16 protein-coding genes and 2 pseudogenes are annotated in these 17,698 nt (G+C 58.8%); 8 read left to right on the top strand and 10 right to left on the bottom strand.

Annotated features, from left to right (window positions below; translation table 11 throughout):
* Positions 1–48: 48 nt before the first annotated feature.
* Positions 49–2,241, bottom strand: a complete 2,193-nt coding sequence (locus H8F21_RS17895) for a DUF1631 domain-containing protein (protein ID WP_203585130.1) — start codon at positions 2,239–2,241, stop codon at positions 49–51.
* 151 nt (positions 2,242–2,392) lie between these two features.
* Between H8F21_RS17895 and nadC the strand changes: the two genes are divergently transcribed.
* Positions 2,393–3,241 (top strand): carboxylating nicotinate-nucleotide diphosphorylase, encoded by an 849-nt coding sequence (gene nadC, locus H8F21_RS17900; protein ID WP_203482164.1) that lies wholly within the window; start codon positions 2,393–2,395, stop codon positions 3,239–3,241.
* An 84-nt stretch (positions 3,242–3,325) separates the two neighbouring features.
* Here nadC and trxB read toward each other — a convergent pair whose 3' ends face one another.
* Both trxB and H8F21_RS17910 read right to left on the bottom strand, forming a co-directional pair.
* Positions 3,326–4,282, bottom strand: a complete 957-nt coding sequence (gene trxB, locus H8F21_RS17905; protein ID WP_136478111.1) for a thioredoxin-disulfide reductase — start codon at positions 4,280–4,282, stop codon at positions 3,326–3,328.
* A gap of 136 nt (positions 4,283–4,418) precedes the next feature.
* Positions 4,419–5,018 carry a peroxiredoxin gene (locus H8F21_RS17910; RefSeq protein ID WP_133216766.1) on the bottom strand — a complete coding sequence of 200 codons (600 nt, stop codon included), beginning with the start codon at positions 5,016–5,018 and terminating at the stop codon, positions 4,419–4,421.
* A gap of 266 nt (positions 5,019–5,284) precedes the next feature.
* On the opposite strand from H8F21_RS17910, the gene cysZ reads away from it, so the two are divergent.
* Positions 5,285–6,040 carry a sulfate transporter CysZ gene (gene cysZ, locus H8F21_RS17915; RefSeq protein WP_203482165.1) on the top strand — a complete coding sequence of 252 codons (756 nt, stop codon included), beginning with the start codon at positions 5,285–5,287 and terminating at the stop codon, positions 6,038–6,040.
* A gap of 83 nt (positions 6,041–6,123) precedes the next feature.
* The gene (locus H8F21_RS17920) at positions 6,124–7,116 is read left to right on the top strand and encodes a cytochrome-c peroxidase (RefSeq protein WP_203482167.1); all 993 of its coding nucleotides are present in this window, start codon (positions 6,124–6,126) and stop codon (positions 7,114–7,116) included.
* A 57-nt stretch (positions 7,117–7,173) separates the two neighbouring features.
* On the opposite strand, the gene H8F21_RS30075 is transcribed toward H8F21_RS17920, so the two are convergent.
* Together H8F21_RS30075 and H8F21_RS30080 are read right to left on the bottom strand one after the other, a co-directional pair.
* Positions 7,174–7,605, bottom strand: a complete 432-nt coding sequence (locus H8F21_RS30075) for a methyl-accepting chemotaxis protein (RefSeq protein ID WP_413243012.1) — start codon at positions 7,603–7,605, stop codon at positions 7,174–7,176.
* 114 nt (positions 7,606–7,719) lie between these two features.
* A pseudogene (locus tag H8F21_RS30080) lies at positions 7,720–8,553 on the bottom strand (PAS domain-containing protein); the annotation flags it as partial.
* A 114-nt stretch (positions 8,554–8,667) separates the two neighbouring features.
* Here H8F21_RS30080 and H8F21_RS17930 point away from each other — a divergent pair.
* A complete protein-coding gene (locus H8F21_RS17930; protein WP_203585131.1) occupies positions 8,668–9,897 on the top strand; it encodes a glycosyltransferase family 4 protein in 1,230 nt (409 codons plus the stop codon).
* Here the strand turns inward: H8F21_RS17930 and H8F21_RS17935 are convergent.
* From H8F21_RS17935 to H8F21_RS17945, 3 genes are all read right to left on the bottom strand, one after another.
* Positions 9,866–10,969, bottom strand: a complete 1,104-nt coding sequence (locus tag H8F21_RS17935) for an NADH:flavin oxidoreductase (protein ID WP_203482173.1) — start codon at positions 10,967–10,969, stop codon at positions 9,866–9,868. The two genes, H8F21_RS17930 and H8F21_RS17935, sit on opposite strands and share 32 nt — an antisense overlap.
* Before the next feature lie 150 nt (positions 10,970–11,119).
* Positions 11,120–11,602, bottom strand: a complete 483-nt coding sequence (locus H8F21_RS17940) for a glutathione peroxidase (RefSeq protein ID WP_203482174.1) — start codon at positions 11,600–11,602, stop codon at positions 11,120–11,122.
* 156 nt (positions 11,603–11,758) lie between these two features.
* Entirely contained in the window at positions 11,759–12,244 is a 486-nt protein-coding gene (locus H8F21_RS17945; RefSeq protein WP_203482175.1) for an FKBP-type peptidyl-prolyl cis-trans isomerase, read from the bottom strand.
* On the opposite strand from H8F21_RS17945, the pseudogene H8F21_RS30085 reads away from it, so the two are divergent.
* From H8F21_RS30085 to H8F21_RS17960, 4 genes and pseudogenes are all read left to right on the top strand, one after another.
* Positions 12,213–12,334 (top strand): annotated as a pseudogene (locus H8F21_RS30085) (DUF3565 domain-containing protein); the annotation flags it as partial. The gene H8F21_RS17945 and the pseudogene H8F21_RS30085 sit on opposite strands and share 32 nt — an antisense overlap.
* A 99-nt stretch (positions 12,335–12,433) precedes the next feature.
* Positions 12,434–14,530, top strand: a complete 2,097-nt coding sequence (gene pta, locus H8F21_RS17950) for a phosphate acetyltransferase (RefSeq protein WP_203482176.1) — start codon at positions 12,434–12,436, stop codon at positions 14,528–14,530.
* A gap of 2 nt (positions 14,531–14,532) precedes the next feature.
* Positions 14,533–15,435 (top strand): acyltransferase, encoded by a 903-nt coding sequence (locus H8F21_RS17955; protein WP_203482177.1) that lies wholly within the window; start codon positions 14,533–14,535, stop codon positions 15,433–15,435.
* 150 nt (positions 15,436–15,585) lie between these two features.
* Complete coding sequence (locus tag H8F21_RS17960; protein WP_203482178.1) at positions 15,586–16,164, top strand: hypothetical protein; 579 nt, start codon at positions 15,586–15,588, stop codon at positions 16,162–16,164.
* Between the two features lie 94 nt (positions 16,165–16,258).
* Here the strand turns inward: H8F21_RS17960 and H8F21_RS17965 are convergent, their stop codons facing one another.
* The gene (locus tag H8F21_RS17965; protein WP_203482179.1) at positions 16,259–16,561 is read right to left on the bottom strand and encodes a DUF3077 domain-containing protein; all 303 of its coding nucleotides are present in this window, start codon (positions 16,559–16,561) and stop codon (positions 16,259–16,261) included.
* A gap of 377 nt (positions 16,562–16,938) precedes the next feature.
* Complete coding sequence (locus tag H8F21_RS17970; protein WP_203482180.1) at positions 16,939–17,634, bottom strand: OmpA family protein; 696 nt, start codon at positions 17,632–17,634, stop codon at positions 16,939–16,941.
* Between the last annotated feature and the right edge of the window lie 64 nt (positions 17,635–17,698).

Raw genomic sequence — 17,698 nt, forward strand, 5'->3', positions numbered from 1 at the left:
GTATGCCCCGAGGCGTCATGGGATGCATGGTTAAAACACGTAGGAAAACTAACGCAACTGATGTCGGCGCAATTGACTGACTACTGAGTCCAGCGCCCGGTCGAATAGCAGCGAGTCGTCGAGTACGCGCGCAGTACCGCGGCGAAAGGCGGCTGCCAGCGCCAACGGCGAATACTCACAAACCTTGAGGCCAGTGCGATTGACGAAAACCAGCCGGTCGGTGCTGTCGATCTGGGTAATCAGCTTGCAACGCTGCACATCTTCACCCTCAATCAGCTCTACCCAGGTGCCAATACGCAAGCGCTGCACTTGCAGTATTGCCGGATCGTCGTTGCCCATGAACATCACACTGTCCACAGGCATTGCCTGTTCCGGGCCGATCAAATTGATTTCATCGAGCACCAGCACACGCTCCAGCCCTGCGTTGCTCAGGTGGCTGCCAGTGAACCGATTCTCGAATGCCTGTACGTGCAAAGCTTCCAGCTGCGCAAAGAACTCGCTGGTGGCAAAAGGATCGAAAGCAGCGCTGGCCAAGCCATCACGCAGGGCCTTGAGCAACCCCGGCAAAATTTCAAGCAAGTGCTGGCGCGCCTGCGGCTCGTCGGTGGAGTGTTCGACACTCCAGATCAATTCGTTCATGGTCTCCAGAGTTTCGAGCCACGAAACCGAAGTATCCCCATGCTTGAGATAAACCAATAGCAGCACTTGGCTCCAGGCCTCTTCAAGCATGCGCACCACCACCCGTGGCAAGCTTTTGCCCAAGAGCCGGCGATTGAGTTCCTGCTGCACTCGCTGACGCGCCAGATGCGCTCGCGCGCGGCCTTCTTCGGCATCCCGTGTACGTTGCTCCAGCAGTTCGTTGCGTCGCCGCTCTTCGCTGCTGAAGGCGACAAACTCGCTTAGTAGCTCGGAAAAAATCACCGGATCATCGTCAAAGTCGTTGAGCAGGCTCTGGATGATTTTCTCCACGCGCTGGTACAAGGCATCGCGCTGGCCGTCATCGCTTGCCTCCCAACCCACGGCTGCTGTAGCGATTTCGTTGAGCAGGCGTCGGGCGGGATGACAGCTGCGACTGAAAAAGCGCTTATCCAGCACTGCAACCTTGAGCATGGGGATCTGCATGCGTCCGATCAGGCTGCGCAGAGACTGCGGCAGGTTGTGATCGGCAAGAATGAAATCGAAGAGCATGCCAATCAGGTTGATGACATCCTCATCAACCACTTCGACCTTGCGGTAGGTGCCGCTCTTTACACTGACGCGAGTCAGCAACTGCTCAAGCTGCTGGTGCAGGTCGAAATCATCAGCCTCACAGGCCGGCGGTACATAGTGCTGCAGATGAGAAAGCAGGCGCAGCAGATCACGGGTGCTGATCGGCTGCACCGGGCTGCACGCCTCCAGCCGCGGCGCCACACGCCCCCGCACCCTCGAAAGCAAGCTTTGTAATGAAGTGAATACCGCCTGCTCGCTGGCATCCAGCTCGACATTCGGTTCACCACACTGGCAAGGGGTGTTCTCGACGCTCGGCACGGGACGGTGCTGCGCTCGACGCCGATGTACCGCTTTGAGTTCAGGCAGAATTCCGGTCGCCATCAATAACTGATTGGCATCGCCATACAGCTGCTGGGCGTCTTGCAGGACGTAACGCTCGAAAAGCTTGAGGATGATCAGCTTGACCTTGATGCCTACCCCAAGATTGCGCCCAGCTTGAAGAAAGTATTCGCACAGCATGGCCGGGCCCAACGGATTGCGTCGGTCATCGAGGGGCTGGCCGGTCAATGCGCTGAAACGCAAGGTCAACTGATTGAGGGCAAAGCCGTCGCGCGCAAGAATCCGCTCGACCATCGCCTCCAGCACGCTGGAGCGCTCTCGCTCGTTCAGAACCGCCTGAGCTGACTGCTCATGGCTGTCTGACTGTCTAGGTAACAGCATCTCGGCCTGGCCCATGCGCCCGAAGGCCTCATAGAAACAGTCCAGATAGCCACGCTCGATATTCTTGCTTTTCAGCCGCAGGTCTCGCATGGCTTCGAAGAGTGCGTTCTGCTCACCGTTACTGACCGCCTTGTCAGCCATTTCGAACAGCATGTCGTCGGCATTCTCGAACAACGCCTGCAGACCTTGTCGTAGTTGTAATGCAGCTTTGTCGCGCACCTGCAGGAGCACCACCGGCAGACGAGCCATAGGCGCGTTGCGCGCCTGATCGATGGCGGCCTTGATTGGCACCACCTTCCCGCCTTTGTGCATCCCGGACTCCTTGCAGGGTAGATTTTTGTAGTAAGGCAACCGATCGTCAAAGCCATGACGTCAAATACAAGTCGCATTATCTGGCAAAATCAAGACACTCGCTAGCACGGGCTGCCCTATAATCCCGGGCAATTAGCTTGTGGAGCCTGCCATGCCGAATTTACGCCTCGCCGACCTGACCGCCGAAATCGAAGCCAACGTGCGCCGCGCATTGCTCGAAGACGTTGGCAGTGGCGACATCACCGCCCAACTGATCCCGGCCGAGCGCCTGGCCAAGGCCACCATCATTACGCGCGATGAGTGCGTCATTGCTGGCAGTGCCTGGGTCGATGCAGTGTTTCGCCAACTCGATCCGCGGGTAGCGGTGCATTGGCAGGTAAAGGACGGTGAGCGTGCCCAGCCCAATCAGCCGCTGTTTCATCTGGAAGGACCCGCCCGCTCGCTTTTGACCGGCGAGCGCAGTGCGCTGAACTTCCTGCAATTGCTCTCGGGGGTGGCAACCCGCGCGCAGTTCTTCGCCGATAAAGTCGCCGATACCCAGGTCAAGCTGCTCGATACCCGCAAAACACTGCCGGGCCTGCGCCTGGCGCAGAAGTACGCGGTCACCTGTGGCGGTTGTCACAACCATCGTATCGGTCTGTTCGATGCCTTCCTGATCAAGGAAAACCACATTGCCGCCAGCGGCGGAATTGCCCAGGCTATCAGCGCCGCCCACAAGATTGCGCCCGGCAAGCCGGTGGAAGTCGAAGTGGAAAGTCTGCAAGAGCTCAAGCAAGCCCTGGATGCCGGTGCCGATATCGTCATGCTCGACGAACTGAGTCTGGACGACATGCGCGAAGCCGTGCGCCTGAATGCCGGCAAGGCCAAGCTTGAGGCCAGCGGGGGCGTAAACGAGGACACCCTGCGGGTGATTGCCGAAACCGGCGTCGACTACATCTCCATTGGTGCCATGACCAAGGATGTGAAGGCTGTGGACTTGTCCATGCGTCTGAGCCTGTAAACGCATTGCGGGGCAAACCCGCTCCTGCCGGCTTGTACAACACCGGAGGGAGCGGGATTGCCCCGCAATTTTGCTACAGCACAATCAAGCGTTCTGCAGGCCGTCCAGGTAGCGCTCGACATCCAGCGCAGCCATGCAACCAGCACCGGCCGAGGTGATCGCCTGGCGATACACGTGGTCGGCTACGTCGCCCGCGGCGAACACGCCTTCAACGTTGGTAGCGGTAGCGTTGCCATCGCGCCCACCGTTCACCACCAGGTAGCCATCCTTAAGGGTCAGCTGACCTTCGAACAGCGAAGTGTTCGGGGTATGACCGATAGCGATGAACACGCCGTCGACCTTGATCTCATCGAAACTGCCATCGTTGTTCTTCAGGCGAGCACCGGTGACGCCCATGTCGTCGCCCAGAACTTCGTCCAGGGTGGCGTTGAGTTTCAGCTCGATCTTGCCTTCAGCTACACGTGCGTTGAGCTTGTCGACCAGGATCTTCTCGGCGCGGAACGTTTCGCGGCGGTGAACCAGCGTAACCTTGCTGGCGATGTTGGCCAGGTACAGGGCCTCTTCAACAGCGGTGTTACCGCCACCGACGACTGCCACTGGCTTGTTGCGGTAGAAGAAACCGTCGCAGGTTGCGCAGGCAGAAACACCTTTGCCCATGAACGCTTCTTCCGATGGCAGGCCCAGGTAACGAGCGCTGGCACCGGTGGCGATGATCAGGGCATCGCAGGTGTAGGTGGCGCTGTCACCTTTGAGGGTGTACGGCTTGCTGGCGAGGTCGACGGCATTGATGTGATCGAACACCACTTCGGTTTCGAAACGCTCGGCGTGTTCCTGCATACGCTGCATCAGTGCCGGGCCGGTCAGACCGTGGGCATCGCCCGGCCAGTTGTCGACTTCGGTGGTAGTGGTCAGCTGGCCGCCAGCCTGCATGCCGGTAATCAGCAGCGGCTTGAGGTTGGCACGTGCGGCGTACACGGCGGCGCTGTAACCGGCAGGGCCGGAGCCAAGAATAATCACTCGCGAATGACGAACTTCAGACATGACGCTCTCCTGTCAAAGCGGGCGCTGGATTGCCCGCTTCGTATCGCCGGGGTGGCCGGCTGGAATAAAAAAGAACCTGCGAAGCACTTGGGGAAGGCTTTTGGCCGCAGGTTCTGAAAACCGTTGAAACGCAGCCTTACAGGCTGGCGGCGTTTTCCGCCAGGTAGTCGGCAACGCCTTTGGCATCAGCCTTCATACCTTTCTGGCCCGGACGCCAGCCGGCAGGGCAAACTTCGCCGTGCTGCTCGGTGAACTGCAGTGCTTCGACCAGACGGATCATCTCGTCGACTTCACGACCCAGCGGCAGGTTGTTGACAACCTGGTGCTGTACCACGCCTTGCTGGTCGATCAGGAACGAGGCACGCAGTGCCACGCCAGCATCGTGTTCGATACCGTAGGCACGGGTGATCTCGTGCTTGACGTCGGCAACCATGGTGAATTCGACTTCGCCGATACCGCCCTTCTCCACTGGCGTGCTGCGCCATGCGTGGTGAGTGAACTGCGAGTCGATAGAGACACCTACCACTTCAACACCCAGCTCGCGGAACTTATCCATGCGGTTGTTGTGGGCAATAATTTCCGACGGGCAGACAAAGGTGAAGTCCAGCGGCCAGAAGAACAGCACGACGTATTTGCCGCGCAGCGAGGAAAGCTTGAAGCTGTCGACGATAGAACCGTCGCCCAGAACTGCCGCCGCATCGAAATCAGGGGCTTGCTTGTTGACCAGAATGCTCATGAAAACTCCTTGAAGATCAGAATTCGAAGGCGTTGAAAAATATGTGCGCACTTTAGCGAGGCCGCAGAGATTAAGGAAATATCCTTAGACAATCCACCTTATAGGCCGGCTCTATTCATCATCGGAGCCTACAGCTGTTTGCCTATTACACTACGCCTTACCAGGTGCCGAGCTTTGTTACAGCCCGTTTCCTCCATAGCGCCGCGCTTTCGCCAGCCGCTCAAACTCGGTAAGGTCAGCGCGTTTGCCTTCACCCGGAGTTCCCTATGCAAGCCCCTGTACTCTCTGGCCCTCAGTACCTGCGTGAAGGACTGAAACTGGTCCTGAGCCCGAGCCTGCGCCTATTCGTATTGCTGCCTCTGGCAGTCAACCTGCTGCTGTTCGTCGGTTTGATCTATTTCGCTGGCCATCAATTCAGCCTCTGGGTCGATTCACTGATGCCCAGCCTGCCGAGCTGGCTGAGCTTTCTCAACTACGTGCTGTGGCCATTGTTCGTCGCGCTGGTGGTGCTGATGGTGTTCTTCACCTTCACCCTGCTGGCCAACATTATTGCCGCGCCCTTCAACGGCTTTCTGGCTGAAAAGGTCGAAGTGGTCGTACGCGGCACGGATGACTTCCCGGCCTTCCGTTGGGCCGAACTCACCGCCATGGTGCCGCGCACCCTCAGCCGCGAAATGCGCAAGTTGGGCTACTTCCTGCCGCGGGCGCTGGCACTGTTCGTCCTGTCGCTGATTCCAGTGGTCAACATCATTGCCGCTCCGTTGTGGCTACTGTTCGGTATCTGGATGATAGCGATCCAGTACATCGACTACCCGGCGGATAACCACAAGATGAGCTGGCAGGACATGCTTGCCTGGCTGCGCGCCAAACGCTGGCAGAGCCTGGGCTTTGGCGGCATCACTTACCTCGCGCTGATGATTCCTTTCGTCAACATTCTGATGATGCCTGCCGCGGTGGCCGGCGCCACCTTGTTCTGGGTGCGCGAACGCGGGGCGGAAACGGCAGCAGTACAGAAACCCTGACATCGGCGTTGATCTGCATCACGGCAGCAAACCCATACATGGAACATGGTTATTAAAACTATAAGCCTGTAGGGGAGCGCTCCATGTTTAGACCACTGATGCTGATGTTCGGGTTAATGGCGGGAGGACAGGCATGGGGCTCAGCCCCTGCCAACGAGCCCATCCTGCCGGTACAGCCGGCGAAGATCACCAACGAAGCCAAGGTTGAACTGGGCAAGCAGTTGTTCTTTGATCCACGCCTGTCCAAGTCCGGCTTCATTTCCTGCAACTCTTGCCACAACCTGAGTATGGGCGGCAGCGACAACCTGCCCACCTCAATCGGCCACAACTGGCATCAGGGTCCGATCAACTCCCCTACTGTGCTCAACTCGAGCATGAGCGTCGCGCAGTTCTGGGATGGCCGCGCTGCGACCCTCAAAGAGCAGGCCGGTGGCCCCATCGCCAACCCCGGAGAAATGGGCTTCACCCACGATCTGGCGGTGGACGTGCTGCGCTCGATTCCCCAGTACAAGGCATCGTTCAAGCAGGTGTATGGCAATGACAGCGTGACCATCGACGAGGTAACCGACGCCATTGCAGCCTTCGAAGAAACCCTGGTCACACCCAACGCGCCATTCGACCGTTGGCTGAAGGGAGACAAAAAGGCCATCAGCGCCACCGCCGAGAAAGGCTATCAGTTGTTCAAGAGCATCGGCTGCGTTGCTTGCCACAATGGCGAAGCCGTAGGGGGCGCCTCGTTCCAGAAAATGGGCATGGTCGAACCCTATGCCACCAAGAACCCGGCCCAAGGTGTCGCGGGCCTGACCGGCAAGGACCAGGACCGGATGATGTTCAAGGTGCCGACGCTGCGTAACGTCGCGTTGACCTACCCCTACTTCCATGACGGCGCCTACTGGCAGCTGGAAGAAGCGGTGGATGTGATGGCGCGGTTGCAACTGGGGCGTAAGTTGAGCGGTGACGAGGTTTCCCAGATCGTCGCCTTCCTCGATACGCTGACCGGCGATCAACCGAGCTTCAAACTGCCAATACTGCCCCCGTCTTCGGCGCAGACGCCGCGTCCGGCACCGTTCAACTGAACCACATCGGCTGATTCAACGCAGGAGCCTGCCTTGTGTTCAGGCAGGCTACTGTACTTAGACGTTCAGCTGACTCGAAAACTGCCCCACGGCGCTGACAACCTTTTTCGCCCCGTCCTGGATTTCGACAATCACCGTTCCGGTGTGACCGGCAAGCGTCAGCCCCTGCTCGGCCTGGCGCTTGCTGCTGTCGATGATATCCACCGCAGCCTTGGCCAACTGCTCGTTCTGCTGCACGACCCGGGCGATTTCCTCGGTGGCCGTGCTGGTGCGCGAAGCCAATTGGCGTACTTCGTCGGCAACAACGGCAAAGCCGCGGCCCTGCTCTCCGGCGCGAGCTGCCTCGATGGCGGCATTAAGGGCCAAAAGGTTGGTTTGTCCGGCGATGTCACTGATGGTCTTGATGATTGAACCGATGACCTGCGACTGCTTGTTCAGCGCTTCGATACCCTCTGCCGCGTCCTGCATGCACGACTCCAGGCCACGCATGACATCCACGGTCTGGGTCACCACCTCCGTAGCCTTGCGCGCACTGCTGTCGGTTTCCAGCGAGGTGTTGTAGGCAATGTCGGCCGCTGCGGCCACGGCGATTTCCTGATTGACCTGCTCGGTGATCACAGTGGCGAACTTGACCACTTTGTAGAGCACGTCATGGGCATCGATGATCGGGTTATAGGACGCCTCCAGCCAGACCACCCGGCCATGTGCGTCCACACGCTTGAAGCGCTCGGCAACGAACTGGCCACGGCGCAAACTTTCCCAGAACGCATCGTAGGCAGTGGAGTTGTAATCCTGCGGCTCACAGAACATACGGTGATGCTTGCCGACAACTTGCTCCAGCCGATAGCCCATGGTCTGCAGGAAGCGGTCATTGGCGGTCAGCACTTCGCCCTGCAGGTTGAACTCGATCACGGCAGTAGAGCGCATCAGTGCCTTGATCAAGCTCTCGTGTTCACGCGAGGTCTCGATCGTGCGGGTCAGGTCGCTGGAGTGCAGGGTGAAATACTTTAGGCGCCCCTCACTGTTTTTCACCGGCTGCAGAATCGAGCGCAACCAGGCCTCCTCACCATTGCCACGCAGCAGGCGAAACGCACCGTTGAGGTGCTCGCCGCGAGTGATTGCAGTCTTCATGCGCTGGTAGAAATCCAGCTGCTTGACGTGAGGCGGTACGATTTCTTCGATGTTGCGGCCAATCAGTTGATGGCTGCTGTAGATCATTTCCTTTTCGAAATTGCTGTTGACCGATTCAATCCGCCCCTGAGGGTCAAGCTCCAAAACCAGCATCTCGCTGTCCAGGCTGCTTTTGACCTGCTCCATCGACAGCAGCTCTTCGCGCAGCTTGAGGTTTTCTTTTTTCAGTTTGCTGTTGAACATCAACGCTCTCCTGGAGCGAAATCGGTCATTCGAATGCCTCTGCATCGGCAGATCGTCAGACATTCTTGAGTACCACCCTGGGAAATATTTTCAGCCCGCCAGCGCCATAAACCGGGCATCACAAATCAGTCATTAATATGTCACTGCAGCGCAACCGAGGCCGCTGAGACTGGTGTTATGAGCGCACCCTCCCTGCACGTCACCCTAATCAGCGAAACCTTCCCACCGGAAATCAACGGCGTGGCCATTACCCTCGGCCACTTAATCGAGGGGTTGGGCCAGCGGGGCCATCAAGTTGAGCTGATCCGCCCTCGCCAGGCCGGTGATCCGCCGGGTGACAAGAGCAACTGGCAACTGCTCTGCAGAGGTTGGCCGTTACCGGGCTACCCAGGACTGCAGTGGGGCCAGGTGTCGATGCACAAACTGATGCGGCGCTGGCGCCGACAGCGTCCGGACGTGCTGTATATCGCCACCGAAGGGCCATTGGGCTTAAGTGCCCTGAGGGCTGCGCGCAGACTGGGGATTGCCGTGGTCAGTGGCTTTCACACCAATTTTCACCAGTATTCGAACGAATATGGGCTGGGGCTGCTGGCAAGGTTGCTCACTCACTACCTGCGCTGGTTCCACCGCCGTACCCATACCACGCTGGTCCCAAGCGCCAGCCAGCATCTTGAGCTAGGACGCCGCGGTTTCGACAATCTCACGCTGATGGGCCACGGCGTCGACAGCCAATTGTTCTACCCGGGACGGCGAAGCCAGGCGCTACGTGAACAGTGGGGCCTGGAAAACGACGATATTGCACTCTTGCATGTCGGACGCCTGGCGCCGGAGAAAAACCTAGGCATGCTGCAACACTGCTTGCACGCAGCACGAAAAAACTATCCACAGCGCCGTATCAAATTGATTGTGGTCGGTGATGGCCCCCAGCGCAGCGCTTTGCAACAACAGCTGCCTGAGGCCCTGTTCTGCGGAGCCCAACGTGGTGAAACCCTGGCCGAACATTACGCCTCCGGGGATATTTTCCTGTTCCCGAGCCTGACTGAAACCTTTGGCAACGTGGTGCTTGAAGCAATGGCGGCAGGATTGGCGGTGGTGGCCTACGACCAGGCTGCCGCGGCCCAGCACATCCGCCACGGCCACAGCGGCGCGCTGGCCATGCCGGGCGACGAAGCTGCGTTTGTCGATGCCTGCAACTGGCTGCTGGATGACCCCGAAGCATTACGTCGAGTACGTTTGAACGCCCGGCAACACGCCAGCCGGCAAGGCTGGCCAGCAATTGTCGAGCAGTTCGAAGGCCATCTTCACGCGGCCTGTCAGCAGGTCCGCAGCGCTACGCAGCGACTGCCGCCAGCGCTGATCATCAAACCAGAGATCATCAAACCAGAGTCGTCAACGCCTCACGGCTGAATGGCAAAATATCCTGCTCGCGGCCATCGCGAACCTTGGCAGCCCAATCCGGATCAACCAACAACGCACGCCCTACTGCTACCAGGTCGAACTCGTCGTTGTTCAAACGCACCAGCAGATTTTCCAGGCTGGCCGGCTGCGCCACCTTGTCAGTGGCCACCATGAACTGCAGGAACTCGCCATCCAGGCCAACGCTACCGACGGTAATGGTCGGTTTTCCGGTGAGCTTACGCGTCCAGCCAGCAAGGTTCAGGTCAGAGCCTGCGAACTCCGGCTCCCAGAAGCGGCGAGTGGAGCAATGGAAAATGTCCACACCGGCTTCGGCCAGCGGCTGCAAAAATGCACCCAGCGCTTCGGCGCTTTCAACCAGGCGGGCGCTGTAGTCCTGCTGCTTCCACTGCGAGAAACGGAAAATGATCGGAAACCCGGGGCCCACGGCGGCCCGTACGCCCTGGATCAGCTCGATGGCAAAACGCGAACGGCCGGCCAAATCGCCACCGTATTCATCGGTACGTTGGTTGCTGCCGGCCCAGAAGAACTGGTCGATCAGGTAGCCGTGGGCACCATGGATCTCCACCCCATCCATGCCGATGGCTTGAGCGTCACGAGCAGCCTGGGCAAAGGCTTCGATAACCTCACGAATATCGTCATGGCTCATGCCATGGACCGCTACCTGGCCGTCCTTGATCTTCTCACTTGGGCCGTACCCCGGCACGCTGGCATCCGGCTCGGTGCCCACACGCCGCACACTGCCCACGTGCCAGAGCTGCGGAACGATACGTCCGCCTTCGGCATGCACGGCATCAACCACCTTTTTCCAGCCGGCCAGCGCGTCTTCACCATAAAAGCGAGGAACGTTCGGGTAACCGTTGGCGGCTTTATGAGCGACGGTGGTGCCTTCGGTAATGATCAGCCCGACGCCTGCGCCAGCACGTCGGCGGTAGTACTCGACAACCTTGGCGTGGGGCACGCCACCGGGGCAGAACGTGCGGGTCATCGGCGCCATCACCACACGGCTTGGCAGCTCAAGTGAGCCCAGTTGGAAAGGGGTGAACAGTGCAGTGGCGGACATGCGGCGCTCCAAAGAAGTAGGAATGCGCCAAAGAATAGGGTGAGCCGCAGGGGTGGCCCAGCACTATTGATTTGAGTGATTTAACAGCATCGCGGGCCAAACCCACTCCTACCGTTTAGTAGGAGTAGGCTTACCCCGTGATCGAATCTACTAATCCAACGCCTTTTCGATCGCCTGCACCACGGTCGCATCATCCGGTGCGGTGCGCGGTGAGAAACGTGCCAGCACCCGACCGTCCTTGCCCACCAGGAACTTCTCGAAGTTCCAGGTAATGTCGCCAGGGAACTCGGCGCCTTCACCGGCGAGCAAACGATAGAGCTGATGACGTTCAGCGCCATTGACGTCCAGCTTGCTGCCCAGCGGAAAGGTCACACCGTAATTCAGGCTGCAAAACTGCTGGATTTCTTCTTCAGTGCCTGGCTCCTGCCCGGCAAACTGATTACACGGCAAGCCCAGCACGCTAAAACCTTTGCCTTTGTATTGCTGATAAAGGTTTTCCAGCGCTGCATATTGCGGGGTCAAGCCACACTTGGAGGCGACATTGACCACCAGCACCACCTGGCCCTTGAACGGCGCCAGAGGCAACTCCTGCCCATTCAACGCCTGCAACTTCAGGTCGTGAAATGCACTCATGACGTACTCCCCTCTCCAGATCCCGGTTGCCGCTGCAGGCTGCAATCAGTAACACCAGCCCATTAAAAAGGCGCCCTGCCAAGCCGTCTTCCCCTATCTGGAGTGCGACGGACTTGCCCGGGCGCCTTCGCGACTCTCTGAGCTTAGCGCAGAAAATCAGTGCTGATGGCCACCTTCGCCATGGACGTGGCCATGAGCTACTTCTTCTTCGCTGGCGTCACGAATGGTGATGACCTTGACCTTGAAGTTCAGGCGCTGACCCGCCAGTGGGTGGTTGCCGTCGACAGTCACGTCGTCGCCATCCAGATCACGGATGGTAACGATCTGCATCTGGCCATCTGGAGCGGAAGCGTGGAACTGCATGCCCACTTCCAGTTGGTCGACGCCTTCGAACATGCTGCGGTTCAGGGTGCTGACCAGTTCGGCCAGGTATTCGCCGTAGGCGTCTTCTGGTTCGATGGCAACTTCCAGTTCGTCACCGGCAGTTTTGCCTTCCAGGGCTTTTTCCAGGCCTGGAATGATGTTGCCTGCGCCATGCAGGTAAACCAGCGGAGCGCCGCCGGCGGAGCTGTCGATGACCTCACCAGCGTCGTTGGTGAGGGTATAGTCGATGGAGACAGCCTTGTTGGCGGCGATCAGCATGGGGCGAGACCTTTTGCATAAGAATGTAGAGCAACAAGTGTAACCAACGCATCGCTTGAAAGCGAACGCAACCCGGACAAACGGGACTTGGCACGCCCGATCCTGCGCAATACCCGCTATCGGCAGGGTGTCGATAACGATACCCTTGGCAATTGAATTTTTTGCCACAGCTCTTTTCGAGAAGCTCGCATGCAGACATTTTTCATCGCGCCGACCGACTTTGGTGTCGGCCTGACCTCCATCAGTCTTGGCCTGGTTCGTACCCTTGAGCGCGCCGGCCTGAAAGTCGGCTTCTTCAAGCCGATTGCCCAGCCGCACCCTGGCGACACCGGCCCGGAACGTTCCACCGAACTGGTTGCCCGCACCCACGGCCTCAAGCCACCCCAGCCATTGAGCCTGGGTCATGTCGAACGCATGCTCGGTGATGGTCAGCTGGATGAGTTGCTCGAAGAAATCATCACCCTGTATCAGCAGGCATGCATCGGCAAGGACGTGGTTGTGGTCGAGGGCATGGTTCCTACCCGCCATGCCAGCTATGCCGCCCGGGTAAACCTGCACCTGGCCAAGAGCCTGGATGCCGAGGTGATCCTGGTATCGGCGCCGGAAAACGAAGTGCTCACCGAGCTTTCCGGCCGGGTCGAGTTGCAAGCGCAGTTATTCGGTGGCCCGAAAGACCCGAAAGTGCTGGGCGTGATTCTCAACAAAGTGCGCACCGACGAAAGCATGAGCGTGTTCGCCGACCGCTTGAAAGAGCACTCGCCCTTGCTGCGCAGTGGTGAGTTCCGCCTGTTGGGCTGCATTCCCTACCAGGCCGACCTCAACGCTCCACGTACTCGCGATGTAGCCGAGCTACTCGGTGCCCAAGTGCTCAACGCCGGTGATTACGAACAGCGGCGGATGAACAAGATCATCATTTGTGCCCGAACAGTGGCCAACACCGTACCCCTGCTCAAGCCGGGCACGCTGGTGGTAACACCGGGTGACCGCGACGACATCATCCTCGCGGTGAGCCTGGCCGCGATCAACGGCGTACCGCTTGCCGGTCTGCTGCTGACCAGCGACAGCAAGCCTGACCCGCGCATTCTTGAACTGTGCCAGGGCGCCTTGCTGGCGGGACTGCCGATTCTCTCGGTGAGCACCGGTTCCTACGACACCGCCAACCAGTTGAATCAGCTCAACAAGGAAATCCCGGTGGATGACCGCGAGCGAGCGGAAATCATCACCGACTTCGTCGCCAGCTACCTGGATGCCGACTGGCTGCACCTGCGCTGCGGTACCCCGCGCGAGCTGCGCCTGTCACCGGCGGTATTCCGCTATCAGTTGATCCAGCGCGCCCAACAAGCCAACAAGCGCATTGTCTTGCCTGAAGGCGCCGAGCCGATGACCGTGCAGGCTGCAGCCATCTGCCAGGCGCGCGGCATCGCCCGCTGCGTGCTGCTGGCCAAGCCCGACGACGTACAGGCCGTGGCGCGGGCCCAGGGCATCACCTTGCCCGAAGGCCTGGAAATCCTCGACCCGGACCTGATTCGCGAGCGTTATGTAGAACCGATGGTCAGCTTGCGCAAAAGCAAGAGCCTGAACGCACCCATGGCCGAGCAACAACTTGAAGACCCGGTAGTGATTGGCACCATGATGCTGGCGCTGGACGAAGTCGATGGCCTGGTTTCCGGGCTGGTCCACTCTACCGCCAACACCATCCGCCCCGCCTTGCAACTGATCAAGACCGCGCCGGGCTGCAGCCTGGTGTCTTCGGTGTTTTTCATGCTGTTTCCCGAACAGGTCCTGGTGTACGGCGATTGCGTAATGAATCCGCACCCTACCGCCAGTGAATTGGCAGAGATCGCCTTGCAAAGTGCCGACTCGGCCGAAGCCTTCGGCATCGCTCCACGCGTGGCAATGATCAGTTACTCCAGCGGTGACTCAGCCAGCGGCGAAGAAGTGCAAAAGGTACGCGAGGCCACCTTGCTGGCGCAGGAAACGCAACGCACCCTGCAAATCGATGGCCCCTTGCAGTACGACACGGCCGCCAACCTGCAGATCGCTCGCGAACTTGCACCCAATAGCCAGGTGGCGGGCCGTGCGACCGTCTTCGTGTTCCCCGACCTGAACACGGGCAACACGACCCACAAGGCAGTACAACGCAGTGCCGATTGCGTAAGCCTTGGGCCGATGCTGCAAGGCCTGCGCAAACCGGTCAACGATCTGCCGCGCGGTGCCCAGGTCGATGACATCGTCTACACCATTGCCCTGACTGCGATTCAGGCCAACCGCTCACTGGATAGCTGACCATGCTCGGATTTCTACCCGCGCCTCTGCGCGGGGTAATTGCCTCGTTGCTGCTGGGCCTCAACACCATTGTCTGCTGCACCCCGTTGTTCATCGTCAGCCTGTTCAAGCTGTGCCTGCCGTTCGCGGCGGCGCAGCGGATAACCGATGAACTGATGCGGCACATCCACGAAGCCTGGATCAGCAACAACAACGCCTGGATCAACTTGCTGGGCAAAGCCCGCTGGCAGGTCGAAGGTCTGGCTGGGCTGGACTATCAACACAGTTATCTGATCACCAGTAATCATCAGAGCTGGGTGGATATCCTGGTGCTGCAGTACGTGCTCAATCGCCGTATTCGCCCGTTGAAATTCTTCCTCAAGCAGGTACTGATATGGGTGCCGGTGATCGGTTTGGCCTGGTGGGCCCTGGGCTTCCCGTTCATGAAGCGCTACACCAAGGCGTACTTGGCCAAGCACCCGGAAAAGGCCGGTAAAGACCTGGAGACCACCCGGCGAACCTGTGCCAAATTCCGTGGCAAACCCACCGCCATTTTCAACTTCGCCGAAGGCACCCGCTTCACCCCAGGCAAACACCGCCAGCAGCAATCGCCCTTCAAGCACCTGCTCAAGCCCAAGGCTGGCGGTATCGCCTTCGTGCTCGATGCCATGGGCGAACAGTTGCAGTCGATCGTCAACGTAACCATCCATTACCCAGCCGGCGCACCCGGGTTCTGGGACCTGTTGTGCGGGCGAGTGAAGCACTTTGTCGTACACCTCGAAGAGCTGGCGATCCCGGCCCAATTCCTGGGCAAAAACTACGACCAGGATGAAGCCTATCGCTTGGCCTTCCAGCAATGGATCAACCAGTTGTGGCAAGACAAAGACGCCCTGCTTGAGCGCCTGAAGGCCGAAAATCCTGCCTGAGTCAAACTTGCCCTGCCCAAGCGGGAAGTTTTCTTCCCCTTGGGACTGAGTCAAATCAACAGAAAATCACCTAGCGCTTCCAAGTTTCCTTTCAGCATCTATGCTCTCTCCACGATGTTTCTTAATAGCCATCACATGGAAAGCATGCCTATGAAACCGCTGCGCACCCTGACTCACGCCATTGCTCTTGCTTCGCTCATGACTGCAGCCAGTTTCTCGGTGCAGGCGCAGGATATCCTGATCAGTGGCACGGCCATTGAGGATGATGTGGTAACCAAAGTATTGGCGATCGACATGGACAAGCGCCTGGTAACGGTCGCGGGCCCGAATGACACCCAGGTCCCGATTCAGGTTTCAGAACAGGCCAAGGCGCTGGGCAACCTGAAGGTCGGCGATGATGTAAACGTGCATGTCACCCGCTCCGTGGCGACGGTGCTGGATACCAACGTCGGCGGCGAGCCAGGTGCCAGCAAGGAAGCCGGCGTCATCCGCGCCACCAAGGAAAACCCCAATCCGGGCGGCGAAGCGTTCCGCCAGATCAAAATCACCTCGAAGATCACCAAGATCGACCTGAAGTCTCACGAAGTCACCCTGATGCCGCCAGAAGGCCCGCAGAAAGTGGTGAAAGTTGAAGACCCAGAACTGCAAGCTCGGATGAAAAACCTCAAGGTGGGTCAGACTGTCGACATCGTCTTCACCGATGTACTGAAGATCACCACCAAACACTAACCACTGTAAGTAGGAATGGGCTTGCCCTGCGATTGCGAACTGGCTGCTACATCGCATCGCGGGGTAAACCCGCTCCCGCAGTGGTGAGTTGCAGTTAGCGCATTGCGCGACTCTCCAGGCCATCGAGCAACGAATCGATCAGGCCCTTGGCCATTTCCATTGAATGCAAGGACGACTGGACGAATCCTCGGCCAGGCTCGCGGGTGTATTCAACCGCCAGTGGTGCGGTCATGCTCGCGCACTTCAGATACAGCGCTGCATGCACCAAGGCGTCTTCGACATTGACTCCACTGCACACGGAAAATAACGGCGGATGACCTACATCACAGAGGCCAAAAGGGGTTTCCGTGGTTTCGAGGAGGTGAAATTCTGGAGGATCGGGAACAACTTTTTTCATGATGGAACTCCTTTTGATGTGGAGCCACCACCAAATCGTCGCCAAACGAATGGGTGGCGGCTGTACGCGGATTGGCGAACCGAGACAAAAGGAAAACCCGGCAGGGCCGAAGCCCTCCCGCGCACAGCCACCATAAAAACTATGGTGAGGTCTTTTGTTCACTCCGAGTCGCCAAACCCGATCGCTGATAATGCAGCGACCCAATTAGCCTAGTGGCGTACTTCCCTCGGAGCAATCATCTGCAGGGCGACAGAGTTCGTAGGATAGGTCCTAGGAACCAAGCAAAGCCAGTACAAGCCTGTTGCAGACCGCTTTTACCGACAGCAGCTCAGAAAAAAGGGGAGCCATTTGGCTCGCCTTCTTACATTCGCTGAAACTTACTGGTACTGCTGGCCAGGAATCGGCTTCAGGTTGACTTCTACACGACGGTTTTGCGCACGGCCATTGGCATCGGCGTTGCTCGCGATCGGCTGGTCAGGGCCCATGCCGCGGGCGGTAACGCGGCTGGCGTCAACACCTTGGGAGGTCAGGTAAGACACGACCGACTGCGCACGACGCTGGGACAGGTCCATGTTGTGCTGGCGGCTGCCGGTGCTGTCGGTGTAGCCCACGACTTCAATGGTGTTCTGGTTGAACTGTTTGAAGGAGTTGGCCAGGTTGTTCAGTGGCGAGTAGAAGCTTGGGGCAATGTTCGCCGAGTCGGTAGCGAAGGTGATGTTGCCCGGCATGATCAGTTTGATTTGATCGCCCTGGCGCTGCACTTCTACACCGGTGTTGGCCATGCTTTCACGCAAGGCAGCTTCCTGCTTGTCGGCGTAGTAGCCGTAACCTGCTGCGGCAGCACCTACGGCAGCGGCACCAATCAACGCGCCCTTGCCACGATTGTTATGGTCGATGGCCGCACCGGCAATTGCCCCGGCCAACGCGCCCAGGCCGCCGTACTTGGCGGTTTTGCTCATCCCGGTGGAGCCCTGTTGTGCCTGACCCTGATTGTCATACGGGTTCTGGCTGGCACAACCGGACATCAAGGCGGCAGCAGTAGCGACGATAATCAAACGACGCATGGTGAACATGGACAAGCTCCTACTGAAATTCAAAAGTGCAGGCAGACCGATTAGCGGTTCTGTGCCAGCCTTG

This window comes from Pseudomonas arcuscaelestis, assembly GCF_016881005.1.
Lineage (GTDB): Bacteria > Pseudomonadota > Gammaproteobacteria > Pseudomonadales > Pseudomonadaceae > Aquipseudomonas > Aquipseudomonas arcuscaelestis.